This window comes from Methylobacillus caricis (genome assembly GCF_020532705.1).
Classification (GTDB): Bacteria; Pseudomonadota; Gammaproteobacteria; order Burkholderiales; family Methylophilaceae; genus Methylobacillus; species Methylobacillus caricis.
Genome location: NZ_JAJAVD010000001.1, coordinates 1,665,139 through 1,688,368 on the forward strand (window position 1 = coordinate 1,665,139; position 23,230 = coordinate 1,688,368).

A 23,230-nucleotide genomic window follows, 5' to 3' on the forward strand; every position below is an offset into this window, starting at 1 on the left:
CATGACTAGAAATTATCGGTACGTGTAAACAGGCCGACACGCAAATCATTGGCTGCATAAATTTCACGGCCATCAATTTCCATGCGGGCATCTGCAATACCCATTACCAGCTTGCGCATGATCACACGCTTCAAGTCTATCCTGTAGGTAATCAGCTTACCGCTAGGCAATACCTGGCCAGAAAACTTCACCTCGCCAGCACCAAGCGCACGACCACGGCCCGGGCCACCCATCCAGCCCAGGTAAAAACCTACCAGCTGCCACATGGCATCCAGGCCCAGGCAGCCAGGCATTACCGGGTCACCTTCAAAATGACAGCCAAAAAACCAAAGGTCCGGCCTCACATCAAGCTCGGCCACAATCTGGCCATTACCATATCTCCCACCATCCTCTGTTATGGAGACGATCCGGTCAAACATCAACATGGGCGGCAGGGGTAATTGTGCATTTCCCTCCCCAAACATTTCGCCACGCCCACATGAGAGCAATTCTTCAAAGGTAAAACTATTCTGTTTTTGCATTTAATTATTCTGTACTTATCAATTTCGGTATTTTCGCCTGAAATGCTGTTTAACAAAAGCCCAGACAGTGAAACTATTTTAAAAACAACTCATCAATTCCCGTCAGCGCTACTGCCACATCGAGTTGTACAAGCTGTGCAATCTACTTTGTGTACCTAGTCCTCAAACCTTTTCTGAGGCTGGATGACCCACTTTTCCAAAACGGGTATACCGATCTGTTTACACCGTGAATTAAAAACCATAACATACGGGAAAAATTCCGGCATCCAGCCTCAACCCTATTCTTATGGAATTCACCAATGAGCGACCGTCAACTGGCCGATTGGCGCACACAAGCGCTGCAACTGGAAAATGAAGTCAATAAAGTCGTCGTAGGTCAGCAAACTCCCGTACGCCTGATTACTACCTCCATCTTTGCCCGCGGCCATGTATTGCTTGAGGGTGACGTCGGTGTTGGCAAGACCACCCTGCTACGCGCCTTTACCCGAGGCATAGGCGGCGGCTACCAGCGTATAGAAGGCACCATAGACCTGATGCCAAACGATCTGGTTTACCACACCTATCTAGGTGATGATGGCCGCCCTCATGTCAGCCCAGGCCCACTATTATCTCACGGCACCAATCTATCGGTATTTTTCTTTAACGAAATCAACCGTGCCCGGCCACAAGTACACTCATTGTTGCTGCGAGTCATGGCAGAACGGACGCTGTCAGCATTCAATCGCGAACATCATTTCCCGCATATGCTGGTATTTGCCGACCGCAACCAGGTGGAAAAGGAAGAGACCTTCGAGATTCCATCAGCTGCACGTGACCGTTTTATGATGGAAATACCGATCATAGTACCGAATGATGCCGACATCATGGAATCCCTGATTTTCGATACCCGTTTCCATGACGTGGATGCATTGGTCGGCAATGTCAGTACGGACATTCTGCAATTCGACCAGCTCAACCATATTGCCGAACTGATTCAATCCAATGTTCAAGCCAGCCCCACCCTGCGCCGTTACGCACTTGACCTCTGGCTGGCAACACGCAAACCGGCAGAATATGGCATCAAGATAGAAGGCGTAGACATCAAGCGGCTGGTATTGGCTGGAGCGAGTCCCCGCGGTATCGCCATGATGATGCGTGCCGCACGCGTTAATGCGTGGCTGAATAATCGTGATGCAGTGGTACCGGAAGATATTCACGCCGTATTCCATGAAACCATCGCACACCGGCTGGTATTCAGCCCGATCTATGAAATGCGCCGTAGCGAAATCGCCCGTGACCTGCTGAACCAGCTCACCTGCTTGATCACCGCCCCATAAGCAGGGTTGAACAGGATGGTGCCTGAACTCGCAAAAGAATTTACCTACCAGGTCGGATGGCGCTCCCGTGGCCGCCACCCTGGCCGCCATGTCAGTGTGCAGCGCGGGCTGGGGATGGACTTCGTCGGCCATGCGCCGTTGATTTCCTATCCCGATCCACGCCGCATTGACCTGCGCCTCACACTGCGCGACCCAATGGAGCAGATATATGTCAGGATTTATAACCAGCGCAGCGCCACGCCTGTCTTTGTCGCTTGCGATCTATCTGGCTCAATGGGCTTTTCCGGCCATACAAACAAACTGAAAATCGCAGCAGAAATTACGGCATCCGCTGCTCAGTCAGCCTCCAGGATCAATGATCCATTTGGCTTTATCGGCTTTGATACCGTGGTGCGCGAGGACTGGATCAGCCAGCCCAGCGTACGTGTGCAGGCAGCCTATGCACTGGCAGAACAACTGCAGCACTACCGCCCGCCCCATGTGGACGGCAATGGATTGCTCGAGGTCGCCCAGCACTTGCCGCGTGAACGCTCGCTGGTATTGCTGATATCCGACTTCCATATGCCCCTGGATACCATAGAAGAAGCCCTGATCCTGATGCAGCGGCATCATGTGGTGCCCATCGTGTTATGGGATGCAGCGGAATACAAGGCCATGCCGGAGTTTGGCCTTACCCATGTCACCGATAGCGAAACCGGCGAGAAACGCACCTTGTTACTGCGCAAACAGACTCATGCCCGCATTCAAGCAGCATTTGCAGAGCGGCATGCCGCATTGCAGGCCTTGTTCATGCGTTATGACCTGCCTCCATTTTTTATAGAGCAAGGCTTTGATGCCGATGCACTTACCGAATACTTCTACCAGTTTGTGACGGCATGACCATGAAACTCCCCACCTTTATTGCGTTTTCCCTGTTCCTGCTAGGCTCATTATCATCGGCGTGGGCTGAGGAGCCGGCCATCAACAAGGATCATCCTCCGGTAGAAATCACGGAAATCAATCCGGACCGTGAGGTGGGCTATCATGTGGGTGACGTGCTTAAGCGCACCATCACCCTCAAGGTGGCGGACACTTATCACCTCCTGCCTACCTCATTGCCATTGGTCGGCAACCAGAAAAAATACCGAAACAAAGAACAGGGCATTGAGATTTACTCCAGCAAAATGAGCGAAAGCCATCAAGGCGGCTTTAATATCTACACACTGGAGCTTAATTACCAGGTATTTACCTCCAGCATTGTCGCGAAGCCAGCGGCGTTACCTCCTGAATTCGTCAAGTTTGCCGGCAATGGGAAACTATTCCGCGTTCGCATCCCGAGCTGGAGCTTCCGCATCTCTCCCTTGGCCGTATATGGCTCAGTGAAGATAGAAAAAGACATGAGCCCCCTTCGTGGCCCGCTGTTGCTGGATGACAGCCTGCATCGCCAGGCCTTGCACACCGCTGTTGCAGTACTCAGCCTATCCTTGCTGGGCCTGCTTTACATACTGGGCAACCGTGCCTGGTTGCCACGCATGGGCGGGCCATTCGCCAAGGCCAACCGCAAGGTACGCAAATCCACCACTGACGATAGCGGCATAAAGTCGGCCCTTGGCAGCCTGCACCAGGCTTTCAACCAGAGCAGCGGACAAAGCGTATTCACCGCGGATGAGTTCATCAACCTCAAACCAGGTTTTGCCCCCATCAGGCAGGAAATCGAGCAGTTCTTCATGCTTTCGCGGGCCGTGTTTTTTGATGCATCGACAGCCAGTCCCATCCAGGAGCCATCCCATGTATGGCTACGCAAATTCAGCCGCCGATGCCGTGATTGCGAAAGAGGAATGAAGTAAGTGAGCTTTGTACACCTGTGGCTACTTTTCCTGTTGCCCCTGTCGCTGGCACCGCTGTTGCTGGAACGCCAGCACAGCCGCAGCTATTCCTGGCTGGGCCTGTTGCCACGCGACCGGTTGTCAGACCTTATCGGCCTGCTGCTGAAGATATTGGCGGCCCTGGCATTGTTCTTCATGACGCTGGGCGTTGCCGGTCCGGCGACGGATGCGCAGTATATAGAGCGCATGGGCCAGGGAGCACAGTTGGTATTGGTCATAGACCGCAGCGCGAGCATGGACGATCCGTTCTCAGGCGCCGAATCCAGCGGGGTTGCGGGTGAATCCAAGGCTGGCGCGGCTGAACGCCTGATCACCCACTTTGTGAAAGAACGGACTAACGATATGTTCGGCATGGTGACCTTCAGCAACTCGGCCATGCATGCGCTTCCCCTCAATGACAACCGCGAAGCCATCCTGGCGGCCATCCGGGCGGCAGGCGGCGCTGCGTTGTTCCAGACCAATATCGGCAGCGGCCTCACCAGCGGCCTGGCCCAATTCGACAAAACACCGGATTCCGGTTCACGCGCCATCATTCTGTTATCAGATGGCGGCGGCCGTATTGGCGCCAACACCCAGCAGAAAATCCGTGACTGGCTGGAGCGCATGAATGTCACGCTGTACTGGATTGTCCTGCGCCAGCCAGGTGCAATCAGTATTTTCGACACCAGCTTCAAGCCTCAGGAAGACAGGCCGCTGCCTCCCTCGATTGAACTCAACGAATTCTTCAAGACCCTGAATACCGGCTATCAGGCCTATGAAGCGGAAGACCCCAAGTCATTGGCTGCCGCGATAGAAGACATCAATCGCAAGGAAAAGAAGCCGATCCGCTATCTGGAGGAAATCCCTGGGCGCGACTACTCTCCTTATTGCTACGCATTGGCAGCATTTCTGCTGGCATTGTTGCTGGCGGCAAAATTCATCGAGGTAAGAACATGGCATTAAGCGCAAGAAAACTGACATTGGTACTGGCAGGCGTGGCACTGGCATCTGCCGCCATCGCCATATGGCAGGCCAATGAGATCCGTGAAATCCGCAATTTCAATCAGGCGATCCAGGAAGGCAAGACGCCCACCAGCCACAAGCAGTCTTACGAGGCCAAGTTTGCTGTTGCCTACTGGCAGGCCAACAATGGCCGTTTCCAGGAAGCCACCCAACTATTCGGCCAGTTGCTGGAACAAGGGTCGGACACCCAGAAATCGGCAGTGCAATACAATACCGGCAACATTTTCTTCCTGCGCGGCCTGGCCATCAACGGCCGCGACATCACGGTGCGTGACGAAACGGAATACCTGCTCAACCAGGCGCGCACCGCCTATGAACAATCACTCAGGCTGGACCATACCTTCTGGGATGCCAAGCATAACCTTGACCGTGTATTGAGCATGCTTCCTGCGACCCCCACTCCAGGCGTGGGTGAATCCGACTCACCTGGCCTGATCATGGGCAACATCCCGGTAGGGTTGCCTTGAAGGCCGGTATGCTGAAACGCCTGCTTTCATTATTGCGCCGGTATTTCCATCGCGACACCGCGCTGCTTGCGATCGCCATGCTGTTGCTGGTTGCAGCCGCATTCAAGCCCACGGTGCCCATGCCGCGGAATATCTATAGCTACATGCTGGTTGTCGACATCAGCCAGAGCATGAACACCAAAGGCATGTTCTGGCGCGGCAGGGAAGTGACAAGGCTGGAATATGCCAAGCACATGATGCATGACTTGGTAGCCGCCATGCCCTGCGGCAGTCGCGTCAGCCTCACGTTCTTTTCAGGCCTCAGTGTAGCCGCGCTTTATACCCCGATCGAGGTATGCGCCAGCTATGCCGCCATCCAGGACACAATCGCCCGTGCCGAGTGGCGCCAGGCATGGTCAGGCAACACCCGCCTGCGGGAAGGCGTGGATTCATTGAGCCGCCTGCTGCGCACCATGCCGGAACCCACCCAGCCGATATTCTTTACTGACGGTGAAGAAGCGCCGCGCCTCCATGCATTCAACACGCGCGACCTCAGCAACTTCCAGGGCGGCAACGGCTGGCTGATCGTCGGCATTGGCAGCAAGGATCCCAAGCCCATCCCCAAACTGGATGAAAGCAACAAAGTGATCGGCTACTGGTCTGCAGAAAACTTCACCATGCAACCCGGCATTGCGCAAATTTCCCAACAGAACTTCGGCAACCGGGATGACGGCACTGCCAGCAGTGAAAATGACAGGTACCAGTCCAGGCTGGATGAGGAATACCTGCTCAAACTAAGCAAGGAAATTGGCGCAAATTATGTCAATGGCGAGAGCATGATGAATGTGAAGTCTGCCATGGACGACCTCAAGCCAAGCAGGCGCGATTTTTCACCCATGCAGATAGACTGGCTGCTGGTGCTGGTCTCCGGCCTGCTGGTACTCAGCTCTTATGCTCCGCAACGCCTGATTAAATTACTCAGGCGAATATTGAGTCGTAGAACAGCAAACTAACTCTTTAAGTTAGCGGAATGACAGGAAATTGGTGGCAATAGCTTGGCAGGCGCCATAACCAACAGGCAATGCTATCCAACCGATGAAAAGTTGAAAAAGGTCAACCAAGCGCATCAATCTATTACAATCCCAGTCCTATGCATTATCAGGAAAATAGTATGAAGTTGTTTGCAATTGCCTTGACGATGTGGATGATGGCATTTCAATGCCAAGCCCATGCAACCTCGTATTCAGATAAAAAAGTATTCGAAGCAGATGCCAAGCAAGATATATTGAAAGAGCAATCCAGCCGTGAAAACATTGAACTTAGGCAGTTGATTGTGACGGAGTTCAGCGACAGCCTGAACCTCTGTGGTGAAATTCTCAGGACAAGCAAGCCGGAATGGGTTCGCTTCATGAAAATTTACGATAAAGAAACTGAAAGTTTTAATTCGGTATGGATAGAACCTGATGACCCAATCTTAGAAGTCGAGGAATTCAAAAGGAATCAATTTGACACCTATTGGGATCGCCGTTGTTCAAGCATAAGGTAATCCATTATCTGAGCTCAGTACACCCAAGCCCTCATGATGAGGGCTTAGTTTTAGCTATTTCGTGTCATTGACATCGTGCATTCTTGACCTACACCGCGCCATGAATGATCTCACGTTGCCGTTTCAGGCATTCCTCAATTGTTGATTGAAACGCTAGAGTTGCGCCAAGGGATGCAGCAATTGAGGTGAGATGCTGCTGCACAGTAGTTTCAATCTCTCGAATGATGGTTGCGGCATGCTGTTGATTGATGCCAAAGGCCGCTGACACTTCCAACGCCAGTCGAATGCTGGATTGCTGTTGACCGGGGATGATAGCAAGCTCCTGATAACCCAGGTTCCTGAGCTGCATTTCGATATCGAATGCCGGAGCAAGTCGATATTGCCCATGACCGACATGCAGCATGCCATGATTCTTGACGTGATCATCCGTATTGTCCACCACCAGGTTGAATATCATTCTACGATAGAGCTGGTGCAGATCTTCGCGTGGATTGATGGATAGCCTACGTATCACCTGCGCAAATTCTTCATAACTGCCCATGCCATTCTCATATGGCACATTCAGCAACGCCGCAGCCGACAGATAATGCTGGCGGCTTTCTTTCTCGATTGCCCCATGACGGTCAAAGCGCTGGATCAGGATGGCATGTCCCTGAAGGATGGGTACCAGGTGCGCAGGAGATACTTCGATGCCACACAGAGATGCCAGTTTCAGCAGGCTGATTTCCAGTAACTCAACATCGTGTGTATCTGCTGCGGATGGAAACTTGGCAATCCATCGTCGTTGGTCATGAGTAAAGGTGGCCTTGGGTCGGGCTCCTCCCAGTGAGCCACCCCCATGCAGTAGCCTGCGCATTTGGGGAGTAACTTCCATACCCAGTTCAAGCGCTCTCACTGACTTGGCGAGTGCTTCTAGAGCAACCAGGGCAGTTTCGTCATGCTCTGGCAACATTGGCAGTGCCTCACTAAATACCATTGCGCCAACCCGATCTGCATTGGTCAGCAGCAATACATTTAGATCATCCAAAGGACCACCACGTTGGGCCTCAAGCACTCTACGCCCCCAGCTATCGGGCAATGCGTCCTTGAATGTCAAGGGCAAAGCACCGCCGTCACGCAGACGACTCTCGGACAACGGTAGTATTCCTGGTGTTAAAGGCAGATAGTCATGGTTGAGTGCAATGGAGGAAGGCAAGGCAAGATATTGTTTGCCATAGGCAAACTCGCCTGACTCGATATTGCCGCGACGCAACAGCTTCAGCAATCCTGTTGCCACTGGTGCTTGGTTTGTCTCAGTGGCAAGTCCCACGTACAGTTTGCGCTCAGAAATCACGTTCATCCTCACTGATGGCACCAGCTGCAAACTTGCTGGCTGGTTTTCTCACGCGCTTGGCAAGCGTTGTTGGATAAGGCAGAGGCGCGAGATGATCAAGGGAGTCGAGTTGGCCAAACAGCCATAATGCATTAGCCATGATACCGATGCTGGCCGTGGGCTTGCCTGTCTCAATGGCGCGGTAGGTGTTCTGGGAACAAAACAAACGCTCGGCCATTTCCTTGATAGTCCAGCCTTGTGCAATGCGATGCGCACGTAGTCTGTGGCCGAGCAACTCCAATGAAGTTGATACTTCGCTATGGGTGCCGAGAATAGAGCTTGAGCGCTTTGACATCAATAAAATAAATTTAAATTAACTTAAAAATCATTTTATTGATCTTTATTTAAACATGCAAGTGTTTGAGGATGTGATAAATATTGACGGTCAATCAGAACTTGAAACGATGATCATTCACAATCCGCATAGGAAGCGCAAACCACCGATCTAAATTCCGCAGCTTTTTGCTATGCCGCTCAAAGCTCATGCCCTTCCACTCTCCCATGCACTCCCCAGCGCAACCATACCCGCAGACGCCTGAACTCGGTTGGGTCAACTGCGTCAGGCACAATCACGCAATGGGTGCGGCCACGCCCCAGTTTTAAATTGAGCATGGTCAGATAGCTGCTGACAAAACTGCTGCCCAGCACTTGTGCTTTTTCTCTTTTTCCGCTGCGTTTCAATACATACAGATCGCCCTTGCTGTCCAATTCCAGCCGGATACACGACTCTGGATGCGCCCTCAACGCCTGATGACGGGCGTGCCGCATGACTTGCCACGCAACAGCCAAGAGCAAGATGCCCTTCAGCCACCACATCATAGGAATTAACAACGCGGTTATGCCTGTCACTACACCTGCAATCGCAAAACCAAAGGCTAAAATGCGGGATGGCCGCAAGATCAAGGTCAGCGGCTTCACGCTATAATATTGAACTCTTTTCTGCATATCCATTTGTATTTACCAAGGATTATTCATGAGTCTATGGCACGAATTCCTGCTTACCCAGGACGCATCAGTCAATGATGGCAATGTCAGCTTCAGCCACAAGCCGGCCAGCGATGCCACTATCCTCACAGACCTGTCACATTATGGGCTGTTGTCACTGGAGGGAGAGGATGCCGTCACCTTCCTGCAAGGTCAAGTCACCAACGACGTGAAAAAGCTGGATGGCACACAAGGCCATTACAGTGGTTATTGCACGCCTAAAGGCAGGCTATTGGCACTGTTCCTTGCGTTTGCCCGCCAGGACACGGTTTACCTGCAATTTGACCGCGCCCTGCTGGAGGCGGTCAGCAAGCGTTTAAGAATGTACGTATTACGCTCAAAAGTCGTGATCAAGGATATCAGTGATGCCACGGTGCGCCTGGGCATTGCCGGTAACCAGGCCAGCAGCGCCCTGCAGGCCCTGTTTGGCAACGTTCCACAGACTGAATATGCAACAAGCACATTCGAGGATGTCATGATCATTCGGCTGCCTGGCGCGCTCGCTCGATATGAAATCATCATTCCCGCTGAAAAAGCGGCTGGCATTTGGTCTGCCCTCAGTCAGCATGCCACTCCTGCCAACAAGACAGACTGGGACTTGCGGGAGATCCACGCCGGCATCCCCGAGATTGTGCCTGCCACGCAAGAAGCATTTGTACCGCAAATGATCAACCTGGATGCGCTGAACGGCATCAATTTCAAGAAGGGTTGCTACACCGGCCAGGAAATCGTGGCCAGGACGCATTACCTCGGCAAGGTCAAGCGCCGTACACAATTGGCCCATATCGCTACCGACTCACGCCCTAATGCTGGCGACGAGGTGCAGGATGCAACTGGTGCTGTGACAGGGCAAATCGTTCGTAGCGCACCAAACCCAGGAGGAGGATATGATGTCTTGGCAGAAATACGCCTGGAAAGCCTGGAAAATGGGCCTGTGTCCTGGCAGGGAAATGTGATGGGACTGCTGTCATTACCCTACTCACTTGAAAAATAGATATTTTTCAAAAGCCGCTGTAAGAGAGCGAAGCATGGATGCATTGACCCATATAGTGATAATGATTATCATTTATATAAATAATTAAGGTTTTTCACTTCATGAGTGCCAGCAAAATATATCGCTCCCCATCTTCACTTACCATGGCGCTGCTATTGCTGAGTACGTCAGCAGACGCTGCGGAAACCAGCACGCTGGTCCTTGATCCGATCACGATCAAAAGCAAAACCAATCAGGGCTCGACTCGACCAGGGGCATTGCGGGAAGATATCGTCAAGACTGAATCCATCAGTGAGCGTCGCATAGAACGATCAGGTGCCACCAACCTGACAGAGGCGCTGGAAAAACAACCCGGCATTGCGGTGCAGGTGGAATGCTCGATATGCAATGTCCGCAATGTGTTGTTGAATAACTTGCCCGGGCGCTACACCACTTTGATGATAGACGGCATTCCCATTTATTCCTCGGTATCGTCAGCTTATGGCCTCGATAGCGTCAGCGTCTGGGGCATAGAGCGCATCGATGTCGCGCGCGGGGCCGGTGCCAGTTTAATCGCCCCGGAAGCGCTGGCTGGTTCGGTCAATATTGTCAGCAAACGGCCCACGCAAGACATGGCAAGACTGCGCATGCAAGCCGGCAGTTATGGTGCCAGGCTATATGAGGGCTATCTCGCTACCGTGCTGGAAAACAGTGCCCTGACCGCCACCTTCAGCAAGAATCAGCACGACTCCGTCGATGAAAGTGGCGAAGGGGTCTCGGAATACACAGGTTATGACAGGAAAATGCTTGGGCTGGGCTGGTTTGCCGATGATCTTGGAGGTTTCAAGGTGCGCGGACGGCTGGATATTGTGGATGAGCAGCGCAGCGGCGGTGCATTGGGCACCCACTACAATGCCATCAAGGCTGACCAGAGCGGCAATCCCTTTGACTTCAGCCGCGGCAGGCACGGCTCACCATTCAGCAACGGCTGGCTGGCACCGGACACCGGCGCATTCCAGCCTTACGACCAGGGACGCGCCGGGCTTTCTGAAATCATATTCACAGACCGTTACCAACTGGTTACCTCTGCGGAAAAGCTCCTGGGGGAAGGCAAGCTTCGCCTGGCCTTTGGCGCAGCCGAGCACAAGCAGGACAGTTTTTACGAGATTACCACCTACAAGGCCAAGCAGCAGCAATACTATGTGGAGGCTTCCTATCAGTTCCCAGTGGCTGACTGGCTGATGACTGCCGGCCTGAACTACCGTTTTGAGGATTTACGCAGCCACGGCTTTTCCGCAGCCAACAACACCAACGTCAAAGGAGTGGATAACTACCGCTATCGCACCCCTGCCCTGTTCTTGCAGGCTTATCGTACCTATCTTGACGAAAAACTTGAAGTAAATGGTTCAGTCAGGCTGGATCATCACAATGTGTTTGGCAATATCGCTTCCCCACGGTTCAACGCGCTCTACCACCACACAGATGAAGTCAGCAGCCGTTTCAGCATAGGCCGTGGCTTTCGCGCGCCCACAAGCTTTTTTGAGCAGGACCATGGCATACTCGACGATATACGCATCATCCGCATGCTGGGCAAGCCGGAGAAGTCCGATAACCTGAGCTATGCCCTGAGCTATGCGGATGAGCGTCTGGCTGTCACCAGCTCATACAACTACAACCGTATCCACCATATGGCCATATTGACGCCTGGTGTTGCCGATCCGGCAGGCGGCAGTGGCACAGTCACCCTGTTTGAAAACTCACCTCATCAAGTAGTCGTGCAAGGCGTGGACATCAATATGTCCTACCAGCTCACTCCCAGCACTGTGGTAAGCGTGGGCGGTGAACGCTTTCATTATGAGTTTGCACCGGGCACGCTGATTTTCTCCCGGCCTGAAGCCAGGGCCTTTTTCACCGTGGATTACGAACGTGGCCCCTGGACGGCATATTTCCGCCTTAACTGGACAGGCCCGCACGACCTTGCCAAGTTTTATGATTATGAAAACAATCCGCGCTACAACTTTGACGGCAGCCGCAAACGCGATAAAAGCCCGTCATACTCCACAACAGACATACGGGCTGAATACCAGGTCAACAAACGGCTGGCCTTGTATGCAGGTGCTGACAACCTGTTTGACTTCAAACAGACCGACCATGAAAACTTCCTCTGGATAGATGGCGCTGGAGGCATAGATTTCACACACTTGTGGGGGCCAGGACGCGGGCGCTACCTTTACACAGGTTTCAAGATATCCCTATGATACGCAGCCTGCTGCTGACTGGCCTGGTGTTCCTTCCCGCATATGCGGGTGAAAGCTGGGACTTCACCTTGCCTACGCTGGATGGCGATCGTTTCATTCAACTCAAGCATGTCACAAAGCCGGCACTGATCAACTTCTGGGGAGTAGACTGCCCCCCTTGTGTCCATGAGTTACCAGCGCTGGACAACTTTTCCAGGCTCAATCCTGGATGGACTGTCCTGCTGGTCAATACCGACACGCCCGCACTGGCACAGCGATTTCTTGAGCAACATCCTGTACAAGCAACGGTGTTGAGGCCAGGCCTGAATATCAGCGGGTTGATGCGGGCTGCGGGCAATCGCACTGGTGCATTACCATTCACATTGGTGGTTGATCGCCATGAAGCCATCTGTTTCAGGAAAACCGGAGCACTGGAAGCGCATGATTTTGCGCAGATGCAGCAAAACTGCCAATGAAAGGCACGCATCAACTAGGGCAACCGTGAAGTAGACACGCCACCGTTATCCGTCAAAGCGACTGAGATTGACCTGGTTGCGCCCAGCCATCTTGGCGGCATACATGGCGACGTCTGCCCTATCCAGCACATGTTCAATCTTTTCGCCAGTACGCGCCACGGCGACCCCCAGGCTGGCAGTAATATTGATCTGCTCACCTTTGTAGGCAATCAATTCGTTTTCTATTGCGCTGCGGATCTTCTCCGCCAGCAACATGGCACTGTGCTCATCGCAATCCTTGATGACAATCAGAAATTCCTCTCCACCCCAGCGACAGATGAAATCAGCCGCCCGCGTCCCAGCCCTGATGGTTTTCGCGGTGACAACCAACACATGGTCGCCGCCAAAATGCCCCAGTCGATCATTGATCGACTTGAAATGGTCGATATCCAGCACAATCACCGCCAGAGCCCCCCTGGTGCGGGCACTTTCATTCAGGAAGATATCAATCACGATATCGAATGCCTTGCGGTTAGGCAGGCCGGTCAGCGTATCGGTAGTTGCCATCGTCTCCAGTTCGGCCTGGTAGCGTCGCAGTGCAATGTGGGTCAGCAATACCACTATCGCGGTCACCACCAGGCAAAGCAGTACATTGATATATAGTGCATGCCGGATATCGCTGGTGGCTTCACTTTCGCTTTGCTCCACGAACAGGAACCACTTGAGTTCAGGAATATAACGAATATTGATGAGCTGCTGCGTGCCATCGTACTCGTATTCAAACGTTTCAGTGCCATTGGCCTTGGCTCGTTGAAACAGCTTCTGCAAGACCGAGCCTTCCATGATATTGCTGCCCAATGGCTGAATCGGATTGCCGGAAAGCTGGACCTCGCCCTGGTCATTCACAAAATACACATTACGCTTGAATTTTTTCTGGTAATGAATAATCAGCTTTTGCACTGAATTTACTGCCAGGCCAACACCAACAGCGCCCAAATATTCCCCGGCATAATCCAATACGCGATAATTGATAAAAATGGTCAGCACATCAGCATGTGCCATATCGCGATCTACATTGATTTCGTAAGGGTATTTCAACTCGCGTACACGGTAGTACCATGCATCGCGCTCTTCCTCGGGGCTGACCTGCTTCAACAGCCCTTCACCATAGTAATAATTGGCGGTTTTCTCAGAGACAAGAAAGGAAACAAAAGCCCCATAAGAGGTCTGGACTTCCTGCAGGTACTTGCTGATTTTGCCGATGTCGGCTTCACCATCAATGATCCAGTCACGCAGGAAAGTATCCGATGCCATCATGGATGACACAAAGATCGGGCGTACCAGATCCTTCTGGATTTCAGAGTAGATATTGTCTGAAGTCAGCGGCAGCGTGCTATTGACTATGGAGTCGTGAATGGATAACCGGGAAACCTGATAGCTGACAATGGATGTCGCCAGAAAACCTGTCGCCAGGATAACGCTAATCAGCAGGATCAGTTTATATCGGTTCATGGATATGAGTCATAGACAGACAAGATAAGGGTTCCCTATCTATCATACCTCATACCCGCAAAACCCTGCTGGCAGACGCTAGTGAACATTCGTAGCGGGGGGTGGCGCTACTGGTTGGGGATTGGGCTTGCTTGGGATCTGGTCGATCACCTGGTAAAACACTTCATCCTGCTTGACCATCCCCAGCTCACTGCGCGCACGCTCTTCAATGGCTGCATAGCCTTGCTTGAGGTCGCGCACTTCAGCATCCAGCGTGTCATTGCGCAGCTTGAGCCTGACATTGTCGGCCTTCTGCGCAACGATTTGCTGGTTGATCGCCCAGACTTTCACCCAGCTGCCCTTGCCAAGCCACAGTGGGTACTGCAGCAAGGCGATAATGGCAACAAAGATGAGCGTCAGGAATTTCACTTCAGATTATAGAATGCGTCTTTACCTGCGTAGCTGGTCGCGTCGCCGAGTTCTTCTTCAATGCGCAGCAGCTGGTTGTACTTGGCAATACGCTCGGAACGCGAGAGCGAGCCAGTCTTGATCTGCAGGGCATTGGTCGCCACTGAGATATCAGCAATGGTGGTATCTTCGGTTTCACCGGAACGATGCGAAATCACGGCGGTGTAACCAGCACGCTTGGCGGTTTCAATTGTTGTGAAGGTCTCGGTCAGGGTACCGATCTGGTTGACCTTGATCAACACGGAGTTACCAACACCACGCTTGATGCCTTCACGCAGGATCTTGGCATTGGTCACGAACAGGTCGTCACCCACCAGCTGGACATTGCGGCCCATGCGGTCGGTCAGTAACTTCCAGCCATCCCAGTCATGTTCGCTCATGCCATCTTCAATGCTGATGATAGGATACTTGTCTACCCAGGCAGACAGGTAGTCAGTGAACTGCGCGGAGTTCAATTGCAAGCCTTCTGATTCGAGGTGGTAAAGACCGTTCTTGTAAAATTCAGAGCTGGCGCAATCCAGGCCCAGCAGAATATCGCGGCCCGGCTCATAGCCAGCAGCAGAAATCGCTTCCAGGATGTATTGGATAGCCGCTTCATTTGATGGCAGGTCAGGGGCAAAACCGCCTTCATCGCCAACGGTGGTTGCCAGGCCTTGCTTGTGCAAAATTTTCTTCAACGCATGGAACACTTCGGCACCGGCACGCAAGGCTTCACGGAAGCTGGGCAAGCCAGCCGGGATAATCATGAACTCCTGCATATCCACGCTATTTTCGGCATGGGCACCACCGTTGATGATGTTCATCATCGGGGTAGGCAATTGCATAAAGCCGGAACCGCCGAGGTAGCGATAGAGCGGCAGGCCGGACTCTTCGGCCGCAGCGCGTGCGCACGCCATGGATACTGCCAGGATGGCATTAGCGCCAAGGCGGCTCTTGTTTTCCGTGCCATCCAGCTCAATCAGTGTATTGTCGATAAAGCTCTGCTCTTCAACATCCAGGCCAATAATGGCTTCGGTGATTTCAGTATTGACGTTCTCGACTGCCTGCAACACACCCTTGCCCAAGTAACGGCCGGCATCGCCATCACGCAACTCCACAGCTTCCTTGGTGCCGGTGGAAGCGCCAGAAGGCACTGCTGCACGGCCAATAACGCCGGATTCCAACAATACATCGGCCTCAACTGTGGGGTTACCGCGTGAATCGATAATCTCGCGGGCAATAATATCTACAATTGCACTCATGCTTTTATTTCCTCAATTAAAAACTTGGATTTTTATGCCAGTGTTTACAAGGTATGTTCTATAAACCCGGCTTTTTTCACCACGCGGTCGAGGTCGACCAATACTTCAAGCAACGCCTTCATCTTGGATAAGGGCCATGCATTAGGGCCATCGGACATGGCCAGAGCTGGATCAGGATGCGTCTCCATGAACAAGCCGGCAACGCCACTAGCCACGGCAGCACGTGCCAGCACAGGGACAAATTCGCGCTGGCCTCCGCTCTTGTCACCCTGGCCGCCAGGCTGCTGCACTGAATGGGTAGCATCAAACACCACCGGGCAGTTGGTCTCGCGCATGATGGCGAGCCCTCGCATATCGGATACCAGGGTATTGTAGCCAAAGGAGGCGCCGCGCTCGCACACCATGATGGTATCTGCGCCGCCATTGGCTTCCTTGGCCTTCTGCACCACCTGCTTCATATCGCCAGGTGCCAGGAACTGGCCTTTCTTGATATTCACCGGCTTGCCGGATTTTGCGCAGGCAGTAATGAAATCGGTCTGGCGACAGAGAAATGCCGGGGTTTGCAGTACATCCACCACCGCAGCCACATGCGGCACCTGCTCTTCAGTATGCACATCTGTCAGGACAGGCACACCAATCTGGCTGCGTACATCAGCCAGAATCTTCAGGCCTTCTTCCATGCCAAAACCACGGAAAGTCTTGTTGGAACTGCGGTTGGCCTTGTCATACGATGACTTGTAGATAAAAGGAATTCCCAGTGCATCAGCCAGCTCCTTGAGCTGGCCTGCGGTATCAATGGCCATCTGCCTGGACTCAATCACACAGGGGCCGGCAATCAGGAACAGCGGATGCTCAATACCAACGTCAAAACCACAAAGCTTCATTGCATTAGGCCTTTCTTGCTGCCTGGTTGGTCAGCGCGGCTGCAATATAGGCATTGAACAGCGGGTGACCGGCACGGGGATTGGATGTGAATTCCGGATGGAACTGGCAGGCCAGGAACCATGGATGGACTGCCTCCGGCAATTCCACCATTTCACACAGCTGTTCAGTCGGTGTGCGCGCAGCAATCACCAAACCAGCAGCTTGCAACTGGTCCACATAGTTGTTATTGACTTCATAGCGGTGGCGATGGCGCTCGTTGACTTCGCTGCCGTAAATCGCGGCCGCCTTGGTATCAGGAACGATAGGGCACTTTTGCGCGCCCAGGCGCATGGTGCCACCCAGGTCTGAATCCTCGCTGCGCTGCTCCACCTTGCCGTCGGCATTCTTCCACTCGGTAATGAGGCCTACCAGCGGATGAGGTGTCTTGGGGTCGAACTCGGTGCTGTTGGCATCCTTGAGCTTGGCCACGTTGCGGGCAAACTCGATCACCGCCAGCTGCATCCCTAGGCATATGCCAAGATAAGGCGTCTTGCTTTCACGCGCATAACGGATGGCGGCAATCTTTCCTTCCGTACCGCGCTTGCCAAAGCCGCCCGGCACAAGGATGGCATCCATCTGCTCAAGTGCGGCAGTACCGCCCTTTTCCACATCTTCGGAATCTATATAGTGGATATTCACCTTGGCTTCATTGTGAATGCCAGCGTGAATCAAGGCTTCAGTCAGCGACTTGTAGGATTCGGTCAGGTCCACATACTTGCCGACAAAGGCAATGTTGACCTCATGCTTCGGGTTATTCAATGCATGCACGATGCGGTTCCAGCTCGACAAGTCCGCGGCACGGGCCAGCAGGTTGAGCTTGTGACAGACGATCTCGTCGAGCATCTGGTCATGCAGCATACGCGGGATACTGTAGATGCTGTCAGCATCGATCACCGAGATCACCGCTTCATGCGGCACATTGGTGAACAACGCGATCTTGCGCTTTTCATCCTCTGGGATGGCACGGTCTGCACGGCAGAGCAGGATATCCGGCTGGATACCGATCTCGCGTAGCTCCTTGACGGAGTGCTGGGTAGGCTTGGTTTTCAGCTCGCCAGCAGTGGGAATCCATGGCAACAGGGTCAAGTGCATGAAACAGGTATTGGTACGGCCTTCTTCTATGCCCATCTGGCGGATGGCTTCAAGGAAAGGCAGGGACTCAATGTCGCCTACCGTACCGCCGACCTCGACAATCGCGACATCTGCGCCTTCGGCACCGCGCTTGACGTGTGCCTTGATTTCGTCGGTGATATGGGGAATCACCTGCACGGTCTTGCCCAGGTACTCGCCGCGACGCTCTTTCTTGATCACGGTTTCATAGATCTGGCCGGTAGTGAAGTTATTGCGCTTTGCCATGCGGGCGCTGATGAAGCGCTCGTAGTGGCCAAGGTCCAGGTCGGTCTCAGCGCCATCATCAGTCACGAAAACTTCACCGTGCTGGAACGGGCTCATGGTGCCTGGATCAACGTTGATATAGGGGTCAAGCTTGAGCATGGTCACCTTGATGCCACGCGACTCTAGAATTGCGCCTAAGCTGGCAGCTGCAATGCCTTTACCTAATGAGGAAACAACCCCGCCGGTAACGAATACAAATTTGGTCATGGAATAAAAACTTTGGGACATTGCGGACGGGGTTAGATTTTACTGTAAACACCCATTGGCGACAAATGAGAATTGCAGCCTACGGGCCATCGCTCCCCCTGCATTTGGCCGTGCCCTTCCAGCTAGTGATTAATATTCAACCACTAAGAAAAGACTCTTGACCAACGGCTTCAGCCAGCATGATCATCTATGCTGATTCACCGCATCCTTCACCCAGCGATTCAACAACGCGCGCGCATGCAACGCCACCTCCGTGGCTGTGAGGCCGACCGGGCCTATGCCCTGCGCAACAAGCTCATCTGCCGCCACGCCGTGCAGGTAGACACCGAGCAAGGCCGCTTGCTCCAGGCTCAGGCCTTGTGCAGCCAGCGCAGCGATCATGCCTGACAGGGTATCCCCCATACCCGCGCTTCCCAGGCCGGGGTTGCCGCTGTGATTGATGAACCAGCGGCCATCAGGGAATGCAATCACGCTGCCGCAGCCCTTGAGCACAGTCACGGCACCCAACTCCTCAGCCATCCTCAGGGCGCTGCCGATACGGTCTTGTTGTGTCCCGGTCGTGTTGCATGACAGCAGGCTTGCTGCCTCCCCAGGGTGTGGCGTGATCACGACGGTTCCAGGCTGGCGCTGCTGCAGCAAACGACGCAATGCCACACTGCCGGCAACCAGATTAAGTGCATCCGCATCCAGCAACAAAGGCCGGGAGCTGCGCAACACCTGCTCAAGCAATGCAGCGGCAACCACTGACTGCCCCATTCCCGGACCAACAGCCAGTATAGTCAAGGCATCCAGTTCAATGAGCGATTGCGCCTGCCGCAGCATCAGCTCAGGCTGTACATAATCAACACCCACAGCCTGTCCGGCCAGCAACCCGCAATAAACGCGCCCAGCCCCCAGCTGCAAGGCTGCACGCCCGGTCAACAATGCCGCGCCTACCATGTGTTCGGCACCGCCTACCACCCCCACACTGCCATTGCTTCCCTTATGGCTATTCAACTTGCGGGGCGGCAAGCTGGCAGGAACGTCATCAAGCAAATATCCCTGCGCTTTTCCCGATTCAATACCAAGGTCTGCCAACTGCACGCGGCCTGCGTGGTCTGGGCCATCCAGCGTAAACAAGCCGGGCTTGAGGCCAATAAAACTCAGCGTATGGCTCGCCTGGACTGCGGCGCCTAACACACGCCCGCTCTGCATGCACAAGCCACTGGGGATATCCAGTGACAAAACGGGGACCTTCAACTGGTTAATCGTTTCGACCAGGCGGCAATAAGGTTCGTGCAGATCGCGCTGCAAGCCTATGCCGAACAGCCCGTCAATCACCAGGTGCCAGCTTTGCCCTGCCGGTATTTCCGCCAGCACCTCGCCACCACAGGCAAGCCAGGCATCATAAGCATGCGCAGCATCGTCTGGCAGCTTGTTACGCTGGCCGGTGAATACCACGGTCACCTGGTGCCACCAGGCCTTGAGATGTCTTGCCGCGACCAGTGCGTCCCCGCCATTGTTGCCAGGACCCGCCATCACCAGCACGGCATAGCCATCCTTACCCAACAGCTCCTTGCTTAAACCTGCGGCAGCAAGGCCTGCCTTTTCCATCAAACCTTCTGCCTGGTGCTGCTGCTCCAACTCGCGTAGCCGGGCAAGACTATATAAAGGTTTCATCATGCACTTTCAGTCTGTCATTTCAGTGGAGGGCATCCATTGCTGCAACTGCGCTGGTTCACAACAGCCATGCTCGGTGATGATGCCGGTGACCAATTTTGCCGGGGTCACATCAAAAGCCGGATTGGCTGCCTGGCTACCCTGCGGAATCACGCGCACCGACTTTGCCTCACCCCGCTCATCCAGGCCGTATACCATGGCCACTTCATCGGCATGCCGCTCTTCGATGGGAATATCGCGCAATCCGTCAGTGATGCGCCAATCAATTGTTGGTAAAGGCACGGCAGCATAAAAAGGCACGCCATTATCAAAGGCGGCCAGCGCCTTGAGATAAGTGCCGATCTTGTTACAAACGTCCCCGTTGCGCGTCACCCGGTCAGCCCCCACAATCACGCAATCCACCTGCCCATGCTGCATCAGGTGACCACCCGCATTATCCGTGATCACGGTATGCGCAATGCCATGCTGGGCCAGCTCCCAGGCTGTCAGGCTGGCGCCCTGGTTGCGCGGCCGGGTTTCACCCACCCACACATGCACATCCAGCCCGGCTTCAACTGCGGTGTACACCGGGGCAAGCGCCGTCCCCCAATCCACAGTAGCCAGCCAACCCGCATTGCAATGCGTGAGAATATTCAGCCTGCCGGACCTGGATTCAGCCAGCACTTTGAGAATATCAAATCCATGCCGGCCAATTGCCTGGTTCAGCACCACATCCTCATCGCAAATCTTTGCTGCTTCGCTCCATGCAACGGCACAACGCAACGCCTCCGGCAACAGCAGCAGCTTCTCCAGCATACGCTCCACCGCCCAGCGCAAATTCACTGCTGTGGGTCGGCTGAGCAATAACAAGGTAGCCGCCAAACGCAGGCTTTCATCACGCGCATCCTTCAATGCTGCCAACGCCATGCCATAAGCTGCCGCAGCCCCGATCAATGGCGCACCACGCACCTGCATCTCTCGGATTGCGTTTGCCATGGCCTCAACAGAAGCAATTTCCACCACCCTGAACTCATGCGGCAATTGTGTCTGGTCAATAATATTGACCCGGTTTGCCACTCCCTGGAATTCCTCGCTGCCAGCGGGCCAGATTGTGCGAAATTGTTGTTGACCGATTTTCATTTTTTGTGTTGGAAATAATAAGAATTCCTATCCACAAAATCTGTGGATAATTTTGTGGATAGCTGTGACTTAAAAATGTAACTATTGTAATTGAAAGGATATTTTTAAAATGCCCATTTTTTGAACTAAAAATTAAGTCATTGATTTAAATAATAAAAATTATATCTCTTTGGATTGTTTATGTTTCTTGGCAAAAGCTGATGTATCACATGAAGTTGTGTGAATAACCTCGGTATTTTCATCAATGTCAAGCATGACAAGATTTTTACAACAACCAATTGGCTGTTTACAGCCACCACATAACAACCAACTTGCTCAATCCGTAAATCACGGAAATACAAAAGTCATTAATAATCATTACATTAATTTACACCTACAAAACAGGTCCGTTTATTGCTACTTGCAAATCGTCTCCCCTAGATTCGGTGGTGAATTAGCATGATGTTAAATCCCACATGGCACGGTATAGATTTGCGCTGGGCATATATGGACCTGTTACCGACTATCTATCGGCAAACCTCCTATAGGCGCTCCGCTTACGATATCCTGCATGATGCCTTGATACGTTTTGCAATCTCGACCAACCCGGATCGATTGCAGCAACCCCATGCATACTTGCACACCATAGTGCGCAACTTGCTGATCGATAATCACAAAGAGCAAGCGCGCTTTATCCCGCTGGTAACGGAAGACATTGAATCCGAGCTGGCCTATGAGCTTGACCAGCCGCGCGTGCCTTCTGCTGAACATTTAGTAGACATTCAGCAACGTCTGGATATACTGCAAAAAATCATCGATCATCTGCCGCCACGCTGCAAGGAAACTTTCTGGCTGTACCGCATAGAAGGAATGGCACAACAGGATATCGCTGACAAGCTCGGCATTTCACTCAACATGGTCCAAAGACATATCATGCGTGCAATGCTGGATCTACTTGAAGCCAAGGACCTCATCAGCTAAATCTTGAAATGAGCAGTAACCCGACCCTCAGAGCCGCACGCGAAGCCGCCATCAAATGGTTTGTGCAAATGCAGGATGCCGACATCGAGCATCCCAAGCGTAGCCGCTTTGAGGAATGGCTGCTCTCCCACCCCTCCCACCAGCAGGCTTATCGTGAAGTGTGTTCCTTGTGGGAAGACCTGGACTCCCCTGAACAATTGTTCTCGCTGGCAAGCGCCATGCAGCAGAAAGAATTCATTGAAAAGGCCGACCGGCGCAAAAAAATACACAATGTAGTCACCCGCACATTGAGTGTCATGTTCTTTGCCGCGACAGGCATCATCGCTTATTACAGCTACGATGCCTGGCAAACCCAACCCACCATGCACATGGTAGCCAAGGCTGAAATTGGCCAGATTCGCTCCCAGGTACTTGAGGATGGCAGCAAGATTGTCGTCAATGCCAACAGCGATATCGAGATCACCTATTACCGCAAGCAGCGCCTGGTGAAACTGAACAGCGGGGAAGTCAGCTTTGATGTAGCCAAAAACCCCGACCGTCCCTTTGTAGTGGAAAGCGGCCCAGCCAGAATCACCGTTCTGGGCACCCGCTTCGCAGTCAACCGCTTTCAGAAAAAAGTACGCGTCAGCGTAGACCACGGCACTGTGCGCGTTGAACCGCAAAGCATAGACCGGCAAGACCCAACCTCGCCCAACCGCAATGCAGAGAACGTATTGACCCTGCGTGATAATGAAGTCGCAGAAATTAGCTTAGACGGCAAGGCAAAACGCATACAACGCCCTGCAGCTGATGCCTTCAGCTTTGAGAGTGGCATCATCACTTTTGACCAGGCAGGCCTTGAAGAAATTGCCGAAACCCTATCGCGTTACCGCAAACCATCCATCAGCGCCCAAACCGCTCAAGGCCAGGATGCCAGCATTACCGCAGTGATCCAGGCCAGGAATATCGAAAGCTTCATCATGGAACTACCCAGCATCACTCCGGTAAAGGTTGAACATCACGCCACTGAAACCACACTGAGCGTCAGGCAAAACAAAAAGAAATAAATT

23 protein-coding genes are annotated in these 23,230 nt (G+C 53.1%); 12 read left to right on the top strand and 11 right to left on the bottom strand.

Going from position 1 to position 23,230, the window contains the following annotated elements; all coding sequences use genetic code 11:
* Positions 1-5: 5 nt before the first annotated feature.
* A complete protein-coding gene (gene fabA / locus LG200_RS07815; protein ID WP_226757009.1) occupies positions 6-521 on the bottom strand; it encodes a 3-hydroxyacyl-[acyl-carrier-protein] dehydratase FabA in 516 nt (171 codons plus the stop codon).
* Positions 522-820: 299 nt separating this feature from the next.
* On the opposite strand from fabA, the gene LG200_RS07820 reads away from it, so the two are divergent.
* From LG200_RS07820 to LG200_RS07850, 7 genes are all read left to right on the top strand, one after another.
* Complete coding sequence (locus LG200_RS07820) at positions 821-1,837, top strand: AAA family ATPase (RefSeq protein WP_226757010.1); 1,017 nt, start codon at positions 821-823, stop codon at positions 1,835-1,837.
* Positions 1,838-1,852: 15 nt separating this feature from the next.
* The gene (locus LG200_RS07825) at positions 1,853-2,716 is read left to right on the top strand and encodes a DUF58 domain-containing protein (RefSeq protein WP_226757011.1); all 864 of its coding nucleotides are present in this window, start codon (positions 1,853-1,855) and stop codon (positions 2,714-2,716) included.
* A 2-nt stretch (positions 2,717-2,718) separates the two neighbouring features.
* Entirely contained in the window at positions 2,719-3,663 is a 945-nt protein-coding gene (locus LG200_RS07830) for a hypothetical protein (protein ID WP_226757012.1), read from the top strand.
* On the top strand, positions 3,664-4,644 hold the full coding sequence (locus tag LG200_RS07835) for a vWA domain-containing protein (RefSeq protein WP_226757013.1): 981 nt from the start codon (positions 3,664-3,666) through the stop codon (positions 4,642-4,644).
* Complete coding sequence (locus LG200_RS07840; RefSeq protein WP_226757014.1) at positions 4,635-5,171, top strand: tetratricopeptide repeat protein; 537 nt, start codon at positions 4,635-4,637, stop codon at positions 5,169-5,171. Before LG200_RS07835 ends, LG200_RS07840 begins: the two co-directional genes overlap by 10 nt.
* Positions 5,172-5,179: 8 nt before the next feature.
* Positions 5,180-6,163 (top strand): VWA domain-containing protein, encoded by a 984-nt coding sequence (locus LG200_RS07845; protein ID WP_226757015.1) that lies wholly within the window; start codon positions 5,180-5,182, stop codon positions 6,161-6,163.
* 158 nt (positions 6,164-6,321) lie between these two features.
* Positions 6,322-6,696, top strand: a complete 375-nt coding sequence (locus tag LG200_RS07850; RefSeq protein WP_226757016.1) for a hypothetical protein — start codon at positions 6,322-6,324, stop codon at positions 6,694-6,696.
* A gap of 88 nt (positions 6,697-6,784) precedes the next feature.
* Here the strand turns inward: LG200_RS07850 and LG200_RS07855 are convergent, their stop codons facing one another.
* The 3 genes from LG200_RS07855 to LG200_RS07865 all read right to left on the bottom strand — a co-directional run bounded on the left by LG200_RS07855 (position 6,785) and on the right by LG200_RS07865 (position 9,013).
* Entirely contained in the window at positions 6,785-8,035 is a 1,251-nt protein-coding gene (locus tag LG200_RS07855) for a type II toxin-antitoxin system HipA family toxin (RefSeq protein WP_226757017.1), read from the bottom strand.
* A complete protein-coding gene (locus tag LG200_RS07860; RefSeq protein ID WP_226757018.1) occupies positions 8,019-8,363 on the bottom strand; it encodes a helix-turn-helix domain-containing protein in 345 nt (114 codons plus the stop codon). The genes LG200_RS07855 and LG200_RS07860 overlap by 17 nt, the downstream gene beginning before the upstream one ends.
* Before the next feature lie 179 nt (positions 8,364-8,542).
* Positions 8,543-9,013 (bottom strand): protein YgfX, encoded by a 471-nt coding sequence (locus LG200_RS07865; RefSeq protein WP_226757019.1) that lies wholly within the window; start codon positions 9,011-9,013, stop codon positions 8,543-8,545.
* A 28-nt stretch (positions 9,014-9,041) separates the two neighbouring features.
* On the opposite strand from LG200_RS07865, the gene ygfZ reads away from it, so the two are divergent.
* The 3 genes from ygfZ (at position 9,042) to LG200_RS07880 (ending at position 12,738) form a co-directional block, all read left to right on the top strand.
* Positions 9,042-10,046 carry a CAF17-like 4Fe-4S cluster assembly/insertion protein YgfZ gene (ygfZ, locus tag LG200_RS07870; RefSeq protein ID WP_226757020.1) on the top strand — a complete coding sequence of 335 codons (1,005 nt, stop codon included), beginning with the start codon at positions 9,042-9,044 and terminating at the stop codon, positions 10,044-10,046.
* 101 nt (positions 10,047-10,147) lie between these two features.
* Positions 10,148-12,283, top strand: coding sequence for a TonB-dependent receptor plug domain-containing protein (locus LG200_RS07875; RefSeq protein WP_226757021.1), 2,136 nt, complete (start codon positions 10,148-10,150; stop codon positions 12,281-12,283).
* On the top strand, positions 12,280-12,738 hold the full coding sequence (locus tag LG200_RS07880) for a TlpA disulfide reductase family protein (protein ID WP_226757022.1): 459 nt from the start codon (positions 12,280-12,282) through the stop codon (positions 12,736-12,738). The genes LG200_RS07875 and LG200_RS07880 overlap by 4 nt, the downstream gene beginning before the upstream one ends.
* Before the next feature lie 45 nt (positions 12,739-12,783).
* Here LG200_RS07880 and LG200_RS07885 read toward each other — a convergent pair whose 3' ends face one another.
* The 7 genes from LG200_RS07885 to mtnA form a co-directional block, all read right to left on the bottom strand.
* Entirely contained in the window at positions 12,784-14,229 is a 1,446-nt protein-coding gene (locus LG200_RS07885; protein WP_226757023.1) for a sensor domain-containing diguanylate cyclase, read from the bottom strand.
* A 78-nt stretch (positions 14,230-14,307) separates the two neighbouring features.
* Positions 14,308-14,637: a cell division protein FtsB gene (ftsB, locus tag LG200_RS07890; RefSeq protein WP_226757024.1), complete on the bottom strand. Its 330-nt coding sequence runs from the start codon at positions 14,635-14,637 to the stop codon at positions 14,308-14,310.
* Positions 14,634-15,917, bottom strand: a complete 1,284-nt coding sequence (gene eno, locus LG200_RS07895; protein WP_226757025.1) for a phosphopyruvate hydratase — start codon at positions 15,915-15,917, stop codon at positions 14,634-14,636. Before eno ends, ftsB begins: the two co-directional genes overlap by 4 nt.
* Positions 15,918-15,961: 44 nt before the next feature.
* Entirely contained in the window at positions 15,962-16,801 is an 840-nt protein-coding gene (gene kdsA, locus LG200_RS07900) for a 3-deoxy-8-phosphooctulonate synthase (protein ID WP_226757026.1), read from the bottom strand.
* A 4-nt stretch (positions 16,802-16,805) separates the two neighbouring features.
* Entirely contained in the window at positions 16,806-18,443 is a 1,638-nt protein-coding gene (locus LG200_RS07905) for a CTP synthase (RefSeq protein ID WP_226757027.1), read from the bottom strand.
* A gap of 183 nt (positions 18,444-18,626) precedes the next feature.
* The gene (locus LG200_RS07910; protein ID WP_319004545.1) at positions 18,627-20,105 is read right to left on the bottom strand and encodes an NAD(P)H-hydrate dehydratase; all 1,479 of its coding nucleotides are present in this window, start codon (positions 20,103-20,105) and stop codon (positions 18,627-18,629) included.
* Between the two features lie 6 nt (positions 20,106-20,111).
* Positions 20,112-21,221 carry an S-methyl-5-thioribose-1-phosphate isomerase gene (gene mtnA / locus LG200_RS07915; protein WP_226757028.1) on the bottom strand — a complete coding sequence of 370 codons (1,110 nt, stop codon included), beginning with the start codon at positions 21,219-21,221 and terminating at the stop codon, positions 20,112-20,114.
* A 438-nt stretch (positions 21,222-21,659) separates the two neighbouring features.
* On the opposite strand from mtnA, the gene LG200_RS07920 reads away from it, so the two are divergent.
* Together LG200_RS07920 and LG200_RS07925 are read left to right on the top strand one after the other, a co-directional pair.
* Complete coding sequence (locus LG200_RS07920) at positions 21,660-22,181, top strand: sigma-70 family RNA polymerase sigma factor (RefSeq protein ID WP_226757029.1); 522 nt, start codon at positions 21,660-21,662, stop codon at positions 22,179-22,181.
* Between the two features lie 8 nt (positions 22,182-22,189).
* Complete coding sequence (locus LG200_RS07925; RefSeq protein WP_226757030.1) at positions 22,190-23,227, top strand: FecR family protein; 1,038 nt, start codon at positions 22,190-22,192, stop codon at positions 23,225-23,227.
* Positions 23,228-23,230 lie beyond the last annotated feature (3 nt).